Raw genomic sequence first — 15,953 nt, forward strand, 5'->3', positions numbered from 1 at the left:
TTGTTCCTTTGCATCTGACCTAGTCCTCCCGGGTAACGCGCAGTACTTCTTCGAGTGCGGTAATGCCTTTGAGGACCTTCTTGCAGCCGTCGTCACGAATACTGGGATGGGACTGGCGGATATATTTCTCTATGGCTTGTTCGCCATGGCCGTTGTGGACCATTTCCCGGATCTCTTCGTCAACCAGCAACAGTTCATGTATGCCGGTCCGGCCGCGATAGCCGGTCTGGTTGCAGGCGGCGCAGCCTTTAGGCCGGTAGATGGGGTATTCACTGGCTTTTTTTGCCTTGATGCCGAGAATTTCACATTCACGTTCCGAGGGCTCATGCTCTTCACGGCATTCGGTGCACAAGGTCCGCACCAGGCGCTGGGACAATACCGCCAGCAGACTGGATGAGAGAAGGAAGGGCTCGATGCCCATGTCTTCCAGGCGGGTAATGGCGCCGGATGCAGTGTTGGTGTGCAGGGTGGACAACACCAGGTGGCCGGTCAAACTGGCCTGCACGGCGATCTGAGCCGTTTCGAGATCGCGGATTTCACCCACCATGACCACATCCGGATCCTGGCGCAGTATGGCGCGCAGGCCGCGGGCAAAGGTCATATCCACCCGGCTGTTGACCTGAGTCTGGCCAATACCTTCCAAATCATACTCGATGGGATCCTCCACCGTCAGGATATTGCGATCCTTGGTGTTGATCTCCGTAAGGCCTGCATACAAGGTGGTGCTTTTGCCCGAACCGGTGGGACCGGTGACCAGGATAATGCCGTGGGGTTTCCTGATGAGTTCGGAAAAATGCAGGCGAATCTCTTTGGTCATGCCCAGATCGCTGAGATCCAGGTGTGCGGTGTTCTTGTCCAGCAGACGCAACACCACCCGCTCGCCGTGGCTGGAAGGCATGGTACTGACCCTCACATCCACCGCCCGTCCGGCGATACGCAGGGTGATACGGCCGTCCTGGGGCACCCGTTTCTCTGCGATATCCAGTTTGGCCATGACCTTGATTCGGGACACCAGCATGGAGGCCATTTTGCGGTTGGGGCGCAGGATTTCCCGCAGCACACCGTCCACCCGGAAGCGCACCACCAGCCTTTTTTCAAAGGTCTCGATATGGATATCCGAGGCCCCCTCCTTGATGGCTTCCCCCAGCATGGCGTTGATGAGCTTGATGATGGGGGCATCGTCTTCGCTATCCAGCAGATCTTCGGTTTCCGGCAACTCTTCGGCCAGGGTAAAGAGATCCCCCTCGTTGCCTATGTCTTCCATCAGTTGCTTGGCTTCGGAGGAGTCCCGCTGGAAGGCCTTGGTCAACAGGTTCTCGAAGCGTTCAGGGGGAATTTCCCGCAACTGGAACTCGCGACCGAGGAAGCGTCTGACCTCGGCAAAGATCTGAAAAGGGGTTTCGGCGGTATAGTACAGCAGCGGCGGCTGTTCGCTGGTATCCAGCAGCACCCTGTGGCGCTTGGCAAAGCCAAAGCCAAGCTGCCGGTGTTCAGACACCACCGCTTCTGGCTCGGCGGCCATCTGCTGCGGATCGATATGCTGCTCACTCATCAGTCTTGCTTGTCCTTCGCTTCACCTGCCTGCTTCTTGTCCATATAGTCGTAGAAGCTGGGGGGCAGCGCCAGGGAGTCATCCCATTCTGGCAGCACCGGTGTGTCCGTAAAGGGCATCAGGGGGATACCCCGGGCCTGACGATCCAACTGCTGGGCGCGGATAAAGTTGTACTTACGGTGGCTGATGGTATTCATGGTGACCCCGTCCTTGACGATAGTGGGGCGCAGGAAGACCATCAGATTACGTTTGCGCTTGGAGGTGGATGTGGATTTGAACAGGTGGCCCAGCAGCGGAATATCACCCAGCAGCGGCACCTTGGAGATGCTTTCCTGCACATCCTCGTCAATCAGGCCCCCTAGCACCACTGTACCGCCGTCATCCACCAGCACTGTGGTTTTCAGTTCGCGTTTATTGATGGAGATATCCACCCCGGTGGTGCCACTGACACTGGAGACTTCCTGCTCGATGGTCAGTTGTACGGCAGTGCCTTCGTTGATCTGAGGGGTGACCTTGAGCTTGATACCTACCTCCTTGCGATCCACCGTCTGGAAGGGGTTGGCATTGTTGGAGCCGGTGGTGGACCCTGTGATAATCGGCACTTCCTGGCCGACGATAAAGAAGGCTTCTTCGTTATCCATGGTGGTGATGTGCGGAGTTGCCAGTACATTGGAATTGGTGTCGGTACTCACCGCCTGCACTACTGCGCCCCAACCGTCCTTGACCACGCCGTACATGGCGCCGTTCAACCCGCCCAGCAGATTGGCCAGGGCGGTGAGATCCCCTTCGATGGTCTCCGTTGTTTGCACGGGCTCGCCATTGGCACTGATGACGGTCTTTTTCACTTCCCTGTCCTCGGCCTGCCGCAGCGCCACGCCCAGGGAGCCGATGGGGACTGTGCCGTTGGTAAACTGCTGGCCGCCGCCGTTCTCGCTGATCCATTGCACGCCCAACTGGGTGCCGTCTCCTTCGAACACTTCCACTATGATGGCTTCCACCTGCACCTGAGCCCGACGGATATCCAACTGGCGGATGACCTCTTCCAGGGAGCGCAGCATATCCGGCTGAGCGGTGATCACCAGGGCATTGGAGTCAGGGTGGGCTTCGATGCTCACATCCCGCTTGGAGCTGCGTCGTTGCGGTGTGGCGGCGCCCTGTTCCTCGGCCTGTATCCCGGCGCTGACCCCCTGCAATACCTTGACCAGATCTTCGGCCTTGGCGTATTTCAGATAGTGCACCCGCGTGTTGCCGTTGGTTTCCAGTTCGCTGTCCAGCCGTTCGATCAGGTTGATTAGTCGCTGCCTGGCCTTGATGTCGCCACTGACGATAATGCTGTTGGTACGATCATCCGCCACCACCCTCGGCTCGAGGATATCCGGCGCCTGTTTGGCACCCTGGGATTTATTGATGCTGTCGACGATACGCACCATCTCGGATGCGGAGGCGTACTTCAGCTTGATTATATCCACTTCCTGGTCGCCGGCCTTATCCACCCGCTCGATGATTTCCACCAGACGGTTGACCACAGCGGCCCGGCCGGTGAGCAGCATCACATTGGACTGGTCGTAACTGACCACGTTACCGCCACCGGCCTGGTCGTTGAGTTGGCGCAGCAGCGGGGCCAACTCCCTGACCGACACATTGTAGACGGGGACCACCCGGGTGATCATTTCATCCCCGTCGAAGGGGGTGCCTTCAATCACCGGGATATTGGAGGTCTTGGCGTCCTTGTCGCGCACCACCTTGAGGACCCCGCTGGGCATTTCCACAACAGCAAAGCCGTAGACCTGCAGAACGTTGAGGAAAAACTGGTAATACTGTTCCTCGGTGAGCAGATCATAGCTGCGTACGGTGATTTTACCCCGCACATTGGGGTCAACTATGATGGTCTTCTTCAGGTTTTTGCCGACGATATTGATAAACTCATCGATGTCGGTGCCTTTGAAATTAGGCGAATACTCGGCTGCGGAAAGAGAGGCGGCCACCGCAAAAAAAGCAGCGCAGGCAGCGATGGAAAGATGAGAAAAAAGGCGGTTCAGCCTCATATCAGGTTCCTTATAATTCACTATCGTCGGAGGGGAGATCCAGATACAGGGTTAAGAGTTCCCCTTCCCGGTCCACGGTTAACTGCAGGGATTCGGTTTCCCTGAGCATGGACATGGCTTCCACTGATTGCTGGATATCGGTCAGATCCAGGCCATTGATTTCGGTAACAATATCATTGGCCTGCAACCCGGCTGCCTGGAACAACGCGGGGTTGCGGCCGGGACTGACCCGGTATCCCTTGAGTTCTCCATCAACCATGTGCTGGCTGATGGCAATATAATCGGTAAAGTTGGCCGGCTGGGCCTGTAGCGCCTGGGTGGCTTCCACGGCTTCCTGGGACAGGGAGCGGCGTTCGAAGGCAGGAGCCGGAGCGCGTTTGGCCTCGGCGGCTGGACCCGACGGGGATTGCTTGAAGTCCACCCCGTCCAGCATCAGAGTCTCCGCCCGGGGGCCATTTTTGATGATAATCCTGTCCGGGTAGACTTCCTGTACCACGGCGTTCGTGCCATCCACTTTCTCGCCTATACCATAGGTATTCTGCTTGCCACGATTCTCTATGATAGCGGCGCCCCGATCCGGATTATCGCTGGCCACCACACCGGTCAGCGTCAGGTTCAGATCGGTCTGGGGGGCCTCTTCCACCACTACTTTGGGTTGGTTGGCCTGGGGTTTGCCAAACAGATCCAACTGCTGAATCCTGCGGATATCGGCGCTGGCTTTGGCCTGTGTCTCTACCGGGCTCAGGGTCGTTTGACTCTGCTGGGCCGTTTCGGGCACCGGCCAGAGTCGCCAAGTCAGGTCCGCGGCAAAAGCGATGAGATAGAGTCCGAGCAGGAGGCAGATCAGACGTATTATCTGCTCCTGGTACTGACTCAAGCGAAACCAGACTTGCTGAATGTTATTATGATTAAAAGCTATCACGTCTGTGCCATGTTATCTGGTCGAGTGTAATCGGAAACGGGCTGTCGGGACTTGGCGCGCTTGGTGGGAACTCGACCTGTGCTAAACTATCCCGCCCATCATATCCAGTCATAAAAAGGGCCACAACTTTAATTCTGTGTCCGTGCCAGAAAAGGGCAGACAATCATAATAGCGAAAAGTTACCAATACATGTCATTTGAATCATGAAAACCAACCAAAGCGAAAACAACCTGATCTCTGTGCGCCTGGACAAGTGGCTTTGGGCTGCACGTTTTTTCAAGACACGGGCTCTGGCCAGGGAGGTGATCCAGGGCGGTAAGGTCCAGTATAACGGTCAGCGCAGCAAACCGAGCAAGACAGTGGAGCTCGGGGCAGTGATTAAAGTTCCCCAGGGCCAGGATATACGGGAGGTCCGGGTGCTCGAGGTCTATGATAAACGGCGCTCCGCTCCCCAGGCTCAAACCATGTACGAAGAGACGCCTGACAGTATCAGGCAGCGGGAAGCCAACGCCGAGGCGCGCAAGGCTGGCGCTCTCTATAGTCCCAGACCGGACCATAAACCGGACAAGAAACAGCGGCGTGACATCATCAGGTTCAAACATCAGTAGATGGGTGCTGACTGCATCCCCAATGTCGGGTATAACTGCGTTCATGGAGAGCCGTCCGCCCGGCCGATGAGCAGGCAGTCTGCCCCGGTCAATGAAGAGATTAGAATCATGTCCCAACCCTATGATCTGCTTTATCGTTACCTGTTTACCGACAACCATGTGCGCGGAGAGCTGGTGCGGCTGGAAAACAGTTATGCGGCGGTGCTGGCCGCACAGGATTATCCGCCCCCTTTGCAACGCCTGATGGGGGAACTGATGGCTGCCAGTTCTTTGTTAACCGCCACCCTCAAATTTGAGGGTGACATCGCCGTGCAGTTACAGAGCGAAGGCCCGGTCAAATATGCGGTGATCAATGGCACCCATAAGCAGGAACTGCGGGGAGTCGCACGCTGGGACGGGGATGTTCCGGAGGACTTTCCGGCCATGTTCAAAAAAGGGGTGATGGCCATCACCATCACCCCTAAAGAAGGCGAGCGCTACCAGGGTATGGTGGCACTGGATAAGCCCAGCCTGGCAGAGTGTCTGGAGGCTTATTTTGCCCAGTCAGAACAGCTGGCGACCCGGGTGATCCTGATGACCCGCTCAGAACATACCCCGCCCAGGGCGGCCGGTTTGCTATTGCAGGTCTTGCCCGTGGCAGAGCATGCCAGGGAGGATTTTGAGCATCTTTCCCAGATCACCGACACCATCCGCCCAGACGAGCTTTTCGATCTGCCGGTCGAGCAGATACTGCACCGGCTTTATCACCAGGAAGAGGTGGAACTTTTTCAGCCGCAGAATGTGTTGTTCAGATGCAGTTGCAGCCGGCAGCGAAGTGCCATGGCCCTGGCGTCGGTAGATAAACAGGATCTGCTTGATATTGCTTCCCGGGAAGGGGGAGTGACCATCAACTGCCAGTATTGCCATGCAGAGTACCGTTTCGACGCCATAGATATTGAGGCCATTCATGCCGGTCAGTACGGTCAACCCGGGCAGTTGAATTAACCCAACCGGCATTTCTGATCTTTTTCCTGCAAATTTATCCGGCTAAATGGCCGGAATCCGCATAACTATCCGTATAAACTGAAAGACTTTCAGAAAAATCCTGAAAGTCTTTCAGGATTGCGGAAAAAATCGCCATTCTCCCTACCTCTTCAGGCCAAGTTTAATGTATCATGCGCGGCAAATAACAATAATGAAACCACCTCTGAAAACTTTTGCCCTGGAGTTGTTTTGAACATGACCTCTGTACCCCCGAATCTGATGGTAGACCTGAGCGCTGCCGAGCTGGTAGAGCAAGCCATACTGCGTCAGGAAGGCCATCTGGCGGCCAATGGCGCGCTGGTGGTGGAAACCGGTGCACGCACCGGCCGCTCACCCAAGGATCGTTTTATCGTCAGGGAAGCCTCCACCGAGAACGAGATAGAATGGGGCGCCGTCAACCGCGCATTTGACGCCAATCAGTTTGATGCCCTGTGGCAGAAGGTTGAAACATATCTGATGGGTAAGCAGCATTTTATGTCGCATCTGGAAGTGGGCGCCGACCCTGAGCACTATCTGCCCCTGCAGGTGCGCACTGAGACCGCCTGGCATCAGTTGTTCGCCCATAACCTCTTTATCCGCCCCCGGCACTGGAACCAGGCGGGTAAGACTCCCTGGCAGATCCTTAATGCGCCTGGCTTTGTCTGTGAGCCCGAGCGTGACGGTACCAACTCCGAAGGCTGCGTCATCATTAATTTCGCCCAGCGTAAGGTGCTGCTGGCCGGCATGCGTTATGCCGGTGAAATGAAAAAATCCATGTTCTCGGTACAGAACTTCCTGCTGCCGGGCAAAGACGTGCTGCCTATGCACTGCAGCGCCAACGTCGGCGAGCAGGGCGATGTGACTCTGTTTTTCGGTCTGTCCGGCACCGGCAAGACGACTCTCTCTGCCGACCCTACCCGCTTCCTGATAGGCGATGACGAGCATGGTTGGGCACCGGGCTCGGTCTTCAATATCGAGGGCGGTTGCTACGCCAAGTGCATCGACCTGTCGAAAAAGAATGAACCGGTAATCTGGGAGGCTATCCGCTTTGGGGCGGTACTGGAAAATGTAGTATTGGATGATCACAAACATCCTGATTACCACGACAGCAGCCTGACCCAGAACAGTCGTGCTGCCTATCCCCTTGAGCACATAGAAAAGCGGGAACTGGCCAATCGTGCCGGTGAACCCCAGGCCGTGGTCTTCCTGACCTGTGACGTGAGTGGTGTGTTGCCGCCGGTGTCCATCCTGTCCGAGCAGGCGGCGGCCTATCACTTCCTGTCCGGCTATACGGCCAAGGTGGGTTCCACCGAGATTGGCTCCACCGCCGCCATTGAATCCACCTTCTCCACCTGTTTCGGTGCGCCTTTCTTCCCCCGTCCCGCCGGTGTTTACGCCGAGTTGCTGATGAAGCGGGTGCGCGAATTCGGTTCCAAAGTGTATCTGGTCAATACGGGCTGGACAGGCGGTCCGTACGGCACGGGTAAGCGCTTCGATATCCCTACTACCCGCGCCATTATCGATGCCATCGTCAATAACAAGCTGGACGGGGTGGAAACCCAGCATTTGGAACAGTTGAATCTGGATGTACCGGTGGCAGTGCACGGTGTGGAAAGCAAATTGCTCAATCCCAGAAATACCTGGGCCGACCAGGCTAAATACGACGAGTACGCCAGTCGCCTCGCAGCAGAGTTCCAGAAGAATTTTGCCAAGTATGAGGTATCAGAGGAGATTCGCCAGGCCGGTCCCAAAGCCTGATCTCAGTTGACCTAAGCAAAAAAAACCGCAGCCAGGCTGCGGTTTTTTTGCTTCAGGGTTTCCCGTCAAAGCTGATATACGGCTTTGAGTTCCGGCACTTCAGTGAGCTGGGGTCTGACAGACTCATCGCCCACCACCACCAGCACCATGTTCTCCAGTTTGAGATATTTCCTGGCCATCTCTGAAATGGTTTCCGGCGTCAGCGCATTCACCTGTTGCACATAGGTTTCCAGGCGCGACAGCGGCAAGCCATGGCTTTTCAGGAACCACAACTGGTTGATGATGGCGGTGCGGGAGGAATTCTGCAGTACATAGAGCCCTGAAATATAGTTTTTGAAGCCCTCCAGCTCCTCTGCTGCCGGCGCCTCATTCTGCAGGCGTTTGATTTCCTTGATGATCTCTGCCAGCGCCGGTCCCGTAGCCTCGGCTGTCACATCCGCATGCTGGTACCACACTGCGGCTTTCACCAGGTCGTACACACTGCTCCGCGGTGAATAGGTATAGCCTTTGTCCTCCCTGATATTGGAGGTAATGCGACTGGAGAACGATCCCCCCAGTAAGGTATTCATAGTGCTCAGGGCGATATAATCAGGGTGGGAGGGGTCCACCACTTTCAGCCCGATACGGAGGGTGGACTGGGGGGCCTTGTCCCGGGGAATAAATACCAACTCGGCCTCTGTGGAGGGGGAGGGGGCCGCCACTTCCTTGGGCGTGCCGGCAGGCATTCCGGCAAAGGCATCGCGAATCGCCTTTTCAGCCTGGGACCGGTCAAATTGTCCGGACACGTACAGGTGACTGCGACTGGCCACCAGGTTGTTACCCAGAAATTGACGGACATCCTCCAGAGTCAGTGCTTCCACCACCTTTTCATCGGCGAACACCCCGGCGTAGGGATGGTCGTCAAATACGGCCTGGTAGAAGGCCTCCACCGCCTGTCCCTGGGCCTGGGATTTCTGTACTTTCAGGTCACGCACGAAGTTGGTAACGGCCCGGTCAAGATCGGTCTGTTCCAGCTTGGGATGCATGACGATATCGGCGAGCAGGGAGGCCGCCTCTCCGGCAAATTCACTCAATACGTCCAGTTGCAAAAAGCTGGAGTTGGTGGAGACAGCCGTTTCAACCTGGCCGCCCATATTGGCCGCAGCCTCGGCAATGGCCCGGGCCGACAAACTTTGAGTGCCTTCGGTGAGTAACTGGTAACTGATATCGGACACGGCATCCTTGCCGCCGTCATCCAGATTGCCGGTACTGGTGACCAGTCGCAGGGTCACCTTGGGGGTATTGCCGTAAGGGATAAAAGTCACCGTCAGGCCGTTATCCAGCAGAATGTCCTGGGTCGTGGTCAGTCTGAAGTCTTTGGGTTCGCCTCCTTTGGGCGGCTGTTCCTTGGCACACAATGGCAGAGCCGCCAGGGCAGACAGCAGTAGCGCGCTAATCCATGATTTCATTGCTGTTCTCCTTGCTGGTCCTGGTTCGATCCTGTGGCGTTGGGGTCTTCACCCGGGGTCAGGGTTAAAATGGTACGGTTGCCCGGCCGCAGATACTCTTTGACCGTGGATTTAATCAGTTCCGGAGTGACAGCCTTGAATTTACCTTCCAGTTCGTTAATGCGCTGCGGATTATCATCAAACAGGGCGAAGCTGGCGAGCAGATCCAGTTTGCCAAAGCCATAAAAGCTGTCGATATTGTCAAACAGGGCGGAACGCAGCTTCACCATGGCCCGTTCGATGTCTTTCTGGGCGATGGGCTGTTCGGCCAGTTTTGCCACCACGGAATCCACCGCCGCCACCAGTTCCTTCTCGCTGACGCCCTCGTCATGAGTAAAAGAGCTCATCCATAGCATCGGTCCGTTGTAGTTGAACATATTGCCCAACAGGTAGTTGATGCCGCCGCCGACTTCCCCGGTAATCTGCCTGTCCTTGACCAGTTCCTGATACAACAGGCTGTCGTCGCCCTGCACCAGCAACTGATCGATAATGCCCATGGCGTAATATTCAGGGCTGTTGCGCGGCGGCATTTTATAGGCAAAGGCAAACGCCGGCTTGGGTGCCAGTCGGTCAAATTTGTTAAAGCGTTTTTCCTGTTCCTGGCGCAGTTCGGTTAAATCCGGTTGGGCGGCCAGCTCGCTGGCGGGCAGGGGGCCGAAATACTCTTTAATCCAGCCCAGGGTCTGCTCCACATCCACATCGCCTACCACCACCACTACGGCATTATTGGGCGAGTAGTACATATTGAAGAAGGCTTGCACATCTTCCAGGGTGGCGGCGTCCAGATCTTCCAAATCGCCGTAGAAATTATGCGCGTTATACCAGTTGTTAAAGGCGTACTGGGGCATATCCAACCAGGGGAAGCCTCCATAGGGCTGGTTGAGCACATTGACCTTGACCTCATTTTTTACCACGCCCTGCTGGTTGGTGAGGTTTTCCTGGGTGATGGCCAGGCCTTTCATGCGGTCCGCTTCGGCCCAGAGCAAGGTCTCGACTTTATTAGCCGGCACTATCTCGAAGTAGTTGGTATAGTCGAAACGGGTGGATCCGTTGAGCACCCCGCCGTTATTCTGCACCAGTTTGACGAATTCCATCTTGCCCAGGTTCTCCGAACCCTGAAACATCATATGTTCAAACAGGTGGGCAAAGCCGGTACGATCTTTCGGCTCGATACGGAAACCTATGTTGTAGTACACCCCTATGGCGGCAATAGGTGCCGTATCATCGGGTGAAATAACGACCTTCAGACCATTGTCCAGACTGTGATAGTGGACTGGCACATTAAAGCTGACCGGGCTGTGTTCCTGGCCGGCCTGTTCAGCCAGTTTATCTGCCAGGTTATTCTGGGCGGTGTCGGCCGGATTGGGGCTGCAACCCGCCAGTAGCAGGGCAGCGGCCAGGGCCGCGAGTCGGTTGAACATGATGATTCCCTTTTTGTGTTGTAACGAGACAGACGCTTGATTAATCCCCGACCAATATAGCCAGACCACCGGGGCGGTGCAATCCTGGCAAAACCAGTAAAATATCCCTAAGCATCTAGATTGTAAGAATTTTAATCAGATTACCTTCAGCGTTGCAGCTTGCTGGGCAGGCAGACCCGAGCAATCAGCCCACCTGCAGGGTGGTTTTTCAGTTCAATACTGCCCAGATGCATATCCACGATGCGCTTGATGATGGCCAGGCCCAGGCCGGAGCCCAGGCTGCCGCGGGCCTTGTCACCCTGGGTAAAAGGCTGGAACAGGTTTTCAATCTGATCCTCTGGGATGCCCGGGCCGAAGTCACGGATGGTGAAAAAGACCTGTTTGTGTTTCTTATCGTAGCCTGAGGTGATTTCTATGCGGTTACTGCCGTAGCGAAAGGCGTTTTCCAGCAGATTGTCCAGCACCCGCTTGATGGCCACCTTGCGCAATTGCGCATCCGGCACTTCCTGCAGGTCAAGGTCGATGTCGTGGTCGCCCTCTATATCCCGGGCCCGCACCACATCGTCAATCAGGCTGTTGAGGTTGACCCGCTCCAGTTTCTCCTGCCGGTCCTGGCGTACGTAGTTGATAAACTGGTCGATGATATCGTTCATATCCTCGATATCGTGATTGATGCCTTCCCTCAGCCATTCCTGATCATCCGGCAGCATTTCTGCCGCCAGGCGGATGCGGGTCAGGGGGGTGCGCAGGTCGTGGGAAATGCCGGCGGTTAACAGGGCGCGGTCATCCTCCAGTTGCTTGATGCCGCGGGACATCTGGTTGAAGGCGCGGGTCACCGCCATGATTTCACTGGAGCCTTCTTCTTTGAGCGGCGGTGGGAAAGTGCCCCGGCCAACCGTGATCGCGGCCTGTTGCAGGGCTTGCAGGGGTTTGTTCAAGCGTCGTACAAAAATCCAGCCGCCGGCCACACTTAAGATCCCGATTACCATCAGGTATATGGTCAGGGGCGAGATATCCGCCTCTCCCAGTCCCTGCATGGGCACCGTAATCCACAGACTTCTGTCCTGGGGGGGGTTGACCCAGAAGAGGTAAGGATCCCCCGGGGTTATGCGCACATCGGCAGTACCGCCGAGCAGGCCCGACATCTGTCTGGACAGGAACTGATAGTATTTGGCCTGCTCCAGCCCTGCTTCCCTGGCCTGCCAGTCGTTCATGATCTGGATACCGGTGGCTTCAAAAAAATCCCGGTGCAGATCGGGGTCCTGGTGATCCAGTCCCTCAATAAAAATCACCTTTATCTGGGTGGCCAGCAGGTTGTTGATCTGCTGATAGCTTGGCCGGATAAAGTAATAGGTTACCGACAGATAGGACACCACCTGATTGATCAGCAGCAGCAGGCCAATCAACAGGACGGTCTGGCCAAAAGCACTCTTGGGCAGCAGGCGCATGGATTTTACTGGTTATCCTATTATTCGGCTTTCTTTTCGCCGTCGGGCACAAAGACGTAACCCAGGCCCCAGACGGTCTGAATATAACGGGGATTGGCGGGATCCTCTTCCAGCATTCGACGCAGGCGGGATACCTGCACGTCGATACTGCGCTCCAGGGCGCTGTAATCCCGGCCGCGGGCCAGGTTCATCAGCTTGTCCCGCGACAGCGGGATGCGGGGATGCGTGACCAGTGACTTGAGTACCGCAAATTCACCGCTGGTCAGGGTCATGGGGGTGCCGTTGCAGCTCATTTCCCGGGTGGCCAGATTCAGGCTGTATTTGCCGAAGGTCACCACCTGTTCTTCCTGTGAGGGAGCCCCCGGCGCTTCGGTGGTCCGGCGCCGCAGCACCGCCTTGATCCTGGCCTGCAATTCCCTGGGATTGAAGGGTTTGGGCAGATAATCGTCGGCACCCATTTCCAGGCCGATAATACGGTCCACTTCATCGCCTTTGGCGGTGAGCATCACGATGGGAATATCATTTTCCTTCTGACGCAGACGGCGGCAGATGGACAGGCCATCCTCGCCGGGCAGCATGAGATCCAGCACGATCAGATGAAAATTCTCCCGCTCCAGCAAACGATCCATCTGTTCGGAGTTGGCGGCCGTACGGGCCTGGTAGCCCTGCTCCACCAGGTAACGCTCCAGCAGGCTGCGCAGGCGCATATCGTCATCCACGACCAGAATTTTTGGTGTTTCCTGTCCCATAGGGGTGTTCCACAAAAGTGCAGTGCCCCCAATATAAAAGAAAGCCCGTCGAAATGAAAAGCCTTGCCACTTAAGCCCCTGTGCTGAGTTGTTACAAAGTTTGTGCGTGCTGGTAAAGCCTGCGGCAGTTGGGCAGAATAACCGACTCTTCAAGGCTTGGGGGTATTCAATGAAAGCAAAGGTTCAATGGCTGGACAACAGCCGTTTTGTCGGCACAGCTGAGAGCGGCCATACAGTGGTTATGGATGGGGATAAACAAAGCGCTGCCAGCCCCATGGAGATGGTGCTGATGGCGGCGGGCAGCTGTGCATCGGTGGATGTGGTCAGTATTCTGAAAAAGGCCAGGCAGCAGGTTTCAGCGGTAGAAGTGGAACTGAGCGCCGAGCGGGCCGATGCGGTGCCGGCGGTCTTTGTCCGCATGCATCTGAAATTTATCGTCAGCGGCATTGATATCAGTGAAAAGCATGTGGAACGGGCGGTGAACCTGTCCGCCGAAAAGTACTGTTCGGTGTCTATCATGCTGGGCAAGTCGGTGGATGTCAGCCACAGTTTTGAGGTCCGGCAAGCCGAGTTTTAACCTACTCTGCAGGCAGGCTACCTGTCTTCCACCCAGTCCATCTGGAAGCTGGCCCGGCGCTTCTTGTCCATCAGCTCTTCAATCAGCGGCGAGAGGATCAGCTCCATGGCCAGGCCCATCTTGCCGCCCGGCACTACCAGGGTATTAATGCGGGACATAAAGGCACCGTCGATCATCTGCAGCAGATAGGGATAATCGACATTGCGCATTTCACGGCGAAAGCGCACCACCACAAAGCTTTCATCGTGGGAGGGGATCTCCCTGGCGCTGAAGGGGTTGGAGGTATCTACCGTCGGCACCCGTTGGAAATTCACATGGGTACGGGAAAATTGCGGGGTAATAAACTGAAAATAGTCGTCCATGCTGCGTACTATGCTGCTCATGACGGCCTCGCGTGAATGGCCCCTGTCAGTGGTGTCGCGGACGATTTTCTGGATCCACTCCAGATTGACAATGGGCACCATGCCCACCAACAGATCCACATGCTTGGCCACATCGGCTTCGTCTGTTACCACCCCCCCGTGCAGGCCTTCGTAGAACAGCAGATCCGTGCCCTTGGGCAGTTCCTGCCAGGGGGTGAAGGTGCCGGGCATCTGGTTAAAGGGCACCGCATCGTCGAAACTGTGCAGATAGTGACGGTGCTTGCCCTGGCCCGTTTCAGCATATTCCTTGAACAGGGTTTCCAGCAGCACGAAGTCGTTGGCCCTGGGGCCGAAATAGCTGATATGCCGGCCCTGTTCCTGTGCCTTGCGGATTTCCACTTCCATTTCCGGTCGGGTAAAGCGATGGAAACTGTCGCCCTCGACAAACGCAGCATTCAGCCCGAGATTGCGGAAAATATGCTGGATGGCCTGGGTGGTCGTGGTGGTACCGGCACCGGACGAACCCGTGATGGCGATAATAGGATGCTTGGCTGACATAGCGCTTAGAGTTGTTCGCTGGAACGCTATTTATAAGCAAGGCCGTGGTGAGGGTCAAGGGATACCGGTCCGGTCCCGGCCGACCGCACTGCCAGTACTGCGGCATAAAGGGCGCTGGCCAGACTGTCTGTCAGAAAAAAGCTGTTACAGTATATAAATGAGCGTAATGGGGAGCGCCAAGATCGAATTACAAGCCTTTAATCAACTGTACCTGGCAGCCTTCTATACGCTGGTGGCGCTCTTTTACACCCTGCGGATCAAGCTGTTCCGTCCCCAGGCCCCGTCCTGCGAATTTGTCCATATGGGCAAGTCAGGCACCCTGCACTGGTGGAACCACCTGACGTTCCGGGTGTTCCGAATCCTGATCTGGGGCGTTTGCGTGGCGCGGCTGATATGGCCGCAGATGGATGCCTGGCTGATCTTTGTGCCGCTGTCGGCCATTCCGGTGGTGGTTATCTGCGGCATGCTGATGCTGGCCAGCGGCTTTGCCCTGGCAATATGGGGCAATCTGTTGCTCAGCGGTTTATGGCGGTCCGGTGTGGACAGCCAGGGCCCCGGCCGGCTGGTTACCCACTCCCTGTACCGCTATTCCCGTAACCCCATTTTTATCGGCGTCATGTTGGGGCAACTGGGCTTTTTCCTTGCTCTGCCGGGCTGGTTTTCGCTGACCTGTCTGCTGGTGGGCTGGACGGCGGTGGGAGTTCAGATTTATCTGGAAGAGCAGCACCTGCAGGAAAAGCTGCCGGTGGAGTATGGTCAGTATCGCCGGAATACTGCGCGCTGGTGGGGGAGCAGCAAGGGAAATTAGTCGAATTGCGTACCGGTTTGCCTGTGGATCCTTGAATTTTGCCCTGTTGTCCCCCAAATCAGCCTCATTCGATATTCAGACGCGCTGCGTCCCAAGCAAAGGAATTCAAGTGACTACGATAGTTTCCATCAGACGAAATAATCAGGTGGTCATCGCCGGTGACGGCCAGGTGTCGTTGGGCAATACGGTGATGAAGGGCAACGCCCGCAAGGTCCGGCGTCTTTATCAGAACAAGGTACTGGCCGGTTTTGCCGGCGGCACGGCAGATGCCTTTACCCTGTTCGAGCGCTTCGAGTCCAAGCTGGAGATCCATCAGGGCCATCTGATGCGATCGGCAGTGGAGTTGGCCAAGGACTGGCGCACCGATCGTATGTTGAGGCGATTGGAGGCCTTGCTGGCCGTGGCGGATGAAACTGCCTCCCTGATTATCACAGGTAACGGCGATGTACTGCAGCCCGAAATGGATCTGATCGCCATTGGTTCCGGAGGCCCCTACGCCCAGGCCGCGGCCACCGCCCTGTTGCAGAACACTGAGTTGGGGGCCAGGGAGATCGCCGAGAAAAGTCTGACCATCGCCGGCGATATCTGCGTCTTTACCAACCATAATCAGACGGTTGAACAGCTGGATTACTGATTCCGCCTACCACCAAGTGCGT

14 protein-coding genes are annotated in these 15,953 nt (G+C 56.3%); 6 read left to right on the forward strand and 8 right to left on the reverse strand.

What is annotated here, in order from left to right; genetic code table 11:
* Nucleotides 1-19: 19 nt before the first annotated feature.
* From gspE to gspC, 3 genes are read right to left on the reverse strand one after another with little or no spacing between them, the layout of a single operon-like run.
* Nucleotides 20-1,522 (reverse strand): type II secretion system ATPase GspE, encoded by a 1,503-nt coding sequence (gspE, locus tag J0A66_RS00310; protein ID WP_241263960.1) that lies wholly within the window; start codon nt 1,520-1,522, stop codon nt 20-22.
* 29 nt (nt 1,523-1,551) lie between these two features.
* On the reverse strand, nt 1,552-3,597 hold the full coding sequence (gene gspD / locus J0A66_RS00315; protein ID WP_206571777.1) for a type II secretion system secretin GspD: 2,046 nt from the start codon (nt 3,595-3,597) through the stop codon (nt 1,552-1,554).
* Nucleotides 3,598-3,607: 10 nt separating this feature from the next.
* Entirely contained in the window at nt 3,608-4,519 is a 912-nt protein-coding gene (gspC, locus tag J0A66_RS00320; RefSeq protein WP_338143847.1) for a type II secretion system protein GspC, read from the reverse strand.
* A 203-nt stretch (nt 4,520-4,722) separates the two neighbouring features.
* Here gspC and hslR point away from each other — a divergent pair, with 203 nt between their 5' ends.
* The 3 genes from hslR to J0A66_RS00335 all read left to right on the forward strand — a co-directional run bounded on the left by hslR (nt 4,723) and on the right by J0A66_RS00335 (nt 7,887).
* Complete coding sequence (gene hslR, locus J0A66_RS00325) at nt 4,723-5,127, forward strand: ribosome-associated heat shock protein Hsp15 (protein ID WP_206571778.1); 405 nt, start codon at nt 4,723-4,725, stop codon at nt 5,125-5,127.
* 108 nt (nt 5,128-5,235) lie between these two features.
* Nucleotides 5,236-6,111, forward strand: coding sequence for an Hsp33 family molecular chaperone HslO (gene hslO, locus J0A66_RS00330; protein WP_206571779.1), 876 nt, complete (start codon nt 5,236-5,238; stop codon nt 6,109-6,111).
* Between the two features lie 234 nt (nt 6,112-6,345).
* A complete protein-coding gene (locus tag J0A66_RS00335; protein ID WP_206571780.1) occupies nt 6,346-7,887 on the forward strand; it encodes a phosphoenolpyruvate carboxykinase in 1,542 nt (513 codons plus the stop codon).
* Nucleotides 7,888-7,952: 65 nt separating this feature from the next.
* Here the strand turns inward: J0A66_RS00335 and J0A66_RS00340 are convergent, their stop codons facing one another.
* The 4 genes from J0A66_RS00340 to ompR form a co-directional block, all read right to left on the reverse strand.
* On the reverse strand, nt 7,953-9,335 hold the full coding sequence (locus tag J0A66_RS00340; protein WP_206571781.1) for a M16 family metallopeptidase: 1,383 nt from the start codon (nt 9,333-9,335) through the stop codon (nt 7,953-7,955).
* Nucleotides 9,332-10,795 carry a M16 family metallopeptidase gene (locus tag J0A66_RS00345; protein ID WP_206571782.1) on the reverse strand — a complete coding sequence of 488 codons (1,464 nt, stop codon included), beginning with the start codon at nt 10,793-10,795 and terminating at the stop codon, nt 9,332-9,334. Before J0A66_RS00345 ends, J0A66_RS00340 begins: the two co-directional genes overlap by 4 nt.
* A gap of 146 nt (nt 10,796-10,941) precedes the next feature.
* Entirely contained in the window at nt 10,942-12,243 is a 1,302-nt protein-coding gene (gene envZ, locus J0A66_RS00350) for a two-component system sensor histidine kinase EnvZ (RefSeq protein ID WP_206571783.1), read from the reverse strand.
* A 20-nt stretch (nt 12,244-12,263) separates the two neighbouring features.
* Nucleotides 12,264-12,992, reverse strand: a complete 729-nt coding sequence (gene ompR, locus J0A66_RS00355) for an osmolarity response regulator transcription factor OmpR (protein ID WP_206571784.1) — start codon at nt 12,990-12,992, stop codon at nt 12,264-12,266.
* A gap of 169 nt (nt 12,993-13,161) precedes the next feature.
* Here ompR and J0A66_RS00360 point away from each other — a divergent pair, with 169 nt between their 5' ends.
* Entirely contained in the window at nt 13,162-13,569 is a 408-nt protein-coding gene (locus J0A66_RS00360; protein WP_206571785.1) for an OsmC family protein, read from the forward strand.
* Between the two features lie 17 nt (nt 13,570-13,586).
* Here the strand turns inward: J0A66_RS00360 and J0A66_RS00365 are convergent, their stop codons facing one another.
* Nucleotides 13,587-14,489 carry a phosphoribulokinase gene (locus J0A66_RS00365; protein WP_206571786.1) on the reverse strand — a complete coding sequence of 301 codons (903 nt, stop codon included), beginning with the start codon at nt 14,487-14,489 and terminating at the stop codon, nt 13,587-13,589.
* Nucleotides 14,490-14,646: 157 nt separating this feature from the next.
* Here J0A66_RS00365 and J0A66_RS00370 point away from each other — a divergent pair, with 157 nt between their 5' ends.
* Nucleotides 14,647-15,297, forward strand: a complete 651-nt coding sequence (locus J0A66_RS00370) for a methyltransferase family protein (RefSeq protein ID WP_206571787.1) — start codon at nt 14,647-14,649, stop codon at nt 15,295-15,297.
* A 109-nt stretch (nt 15,298-15,406) separates the two neighbouring features.
* A complete protein-coding gene (gene hslV, locus J0A66_RS00375; protein WP_206571788.1) occupies nt 15,407-15,931 on the forward strand; it encodes an ATP-dependent protease subunit HslV in 525 nt (174 codons plus the stop codon).
* The last annotated feature ends 22 nt before the right edge of the window (nt 15,932-15,953 follow it).

It is taken from the genome of Bowmanella dokdonensis (genome assembly GCF_017254865.1).
GTDB classification, from domain to species: domain Bacteria; phylum Pseudomonadota; class Gammaproteobacteria; order Enterobacterales; family Alteromonadaceae; genus Bowmanella; species Bowmanella dokdonensis.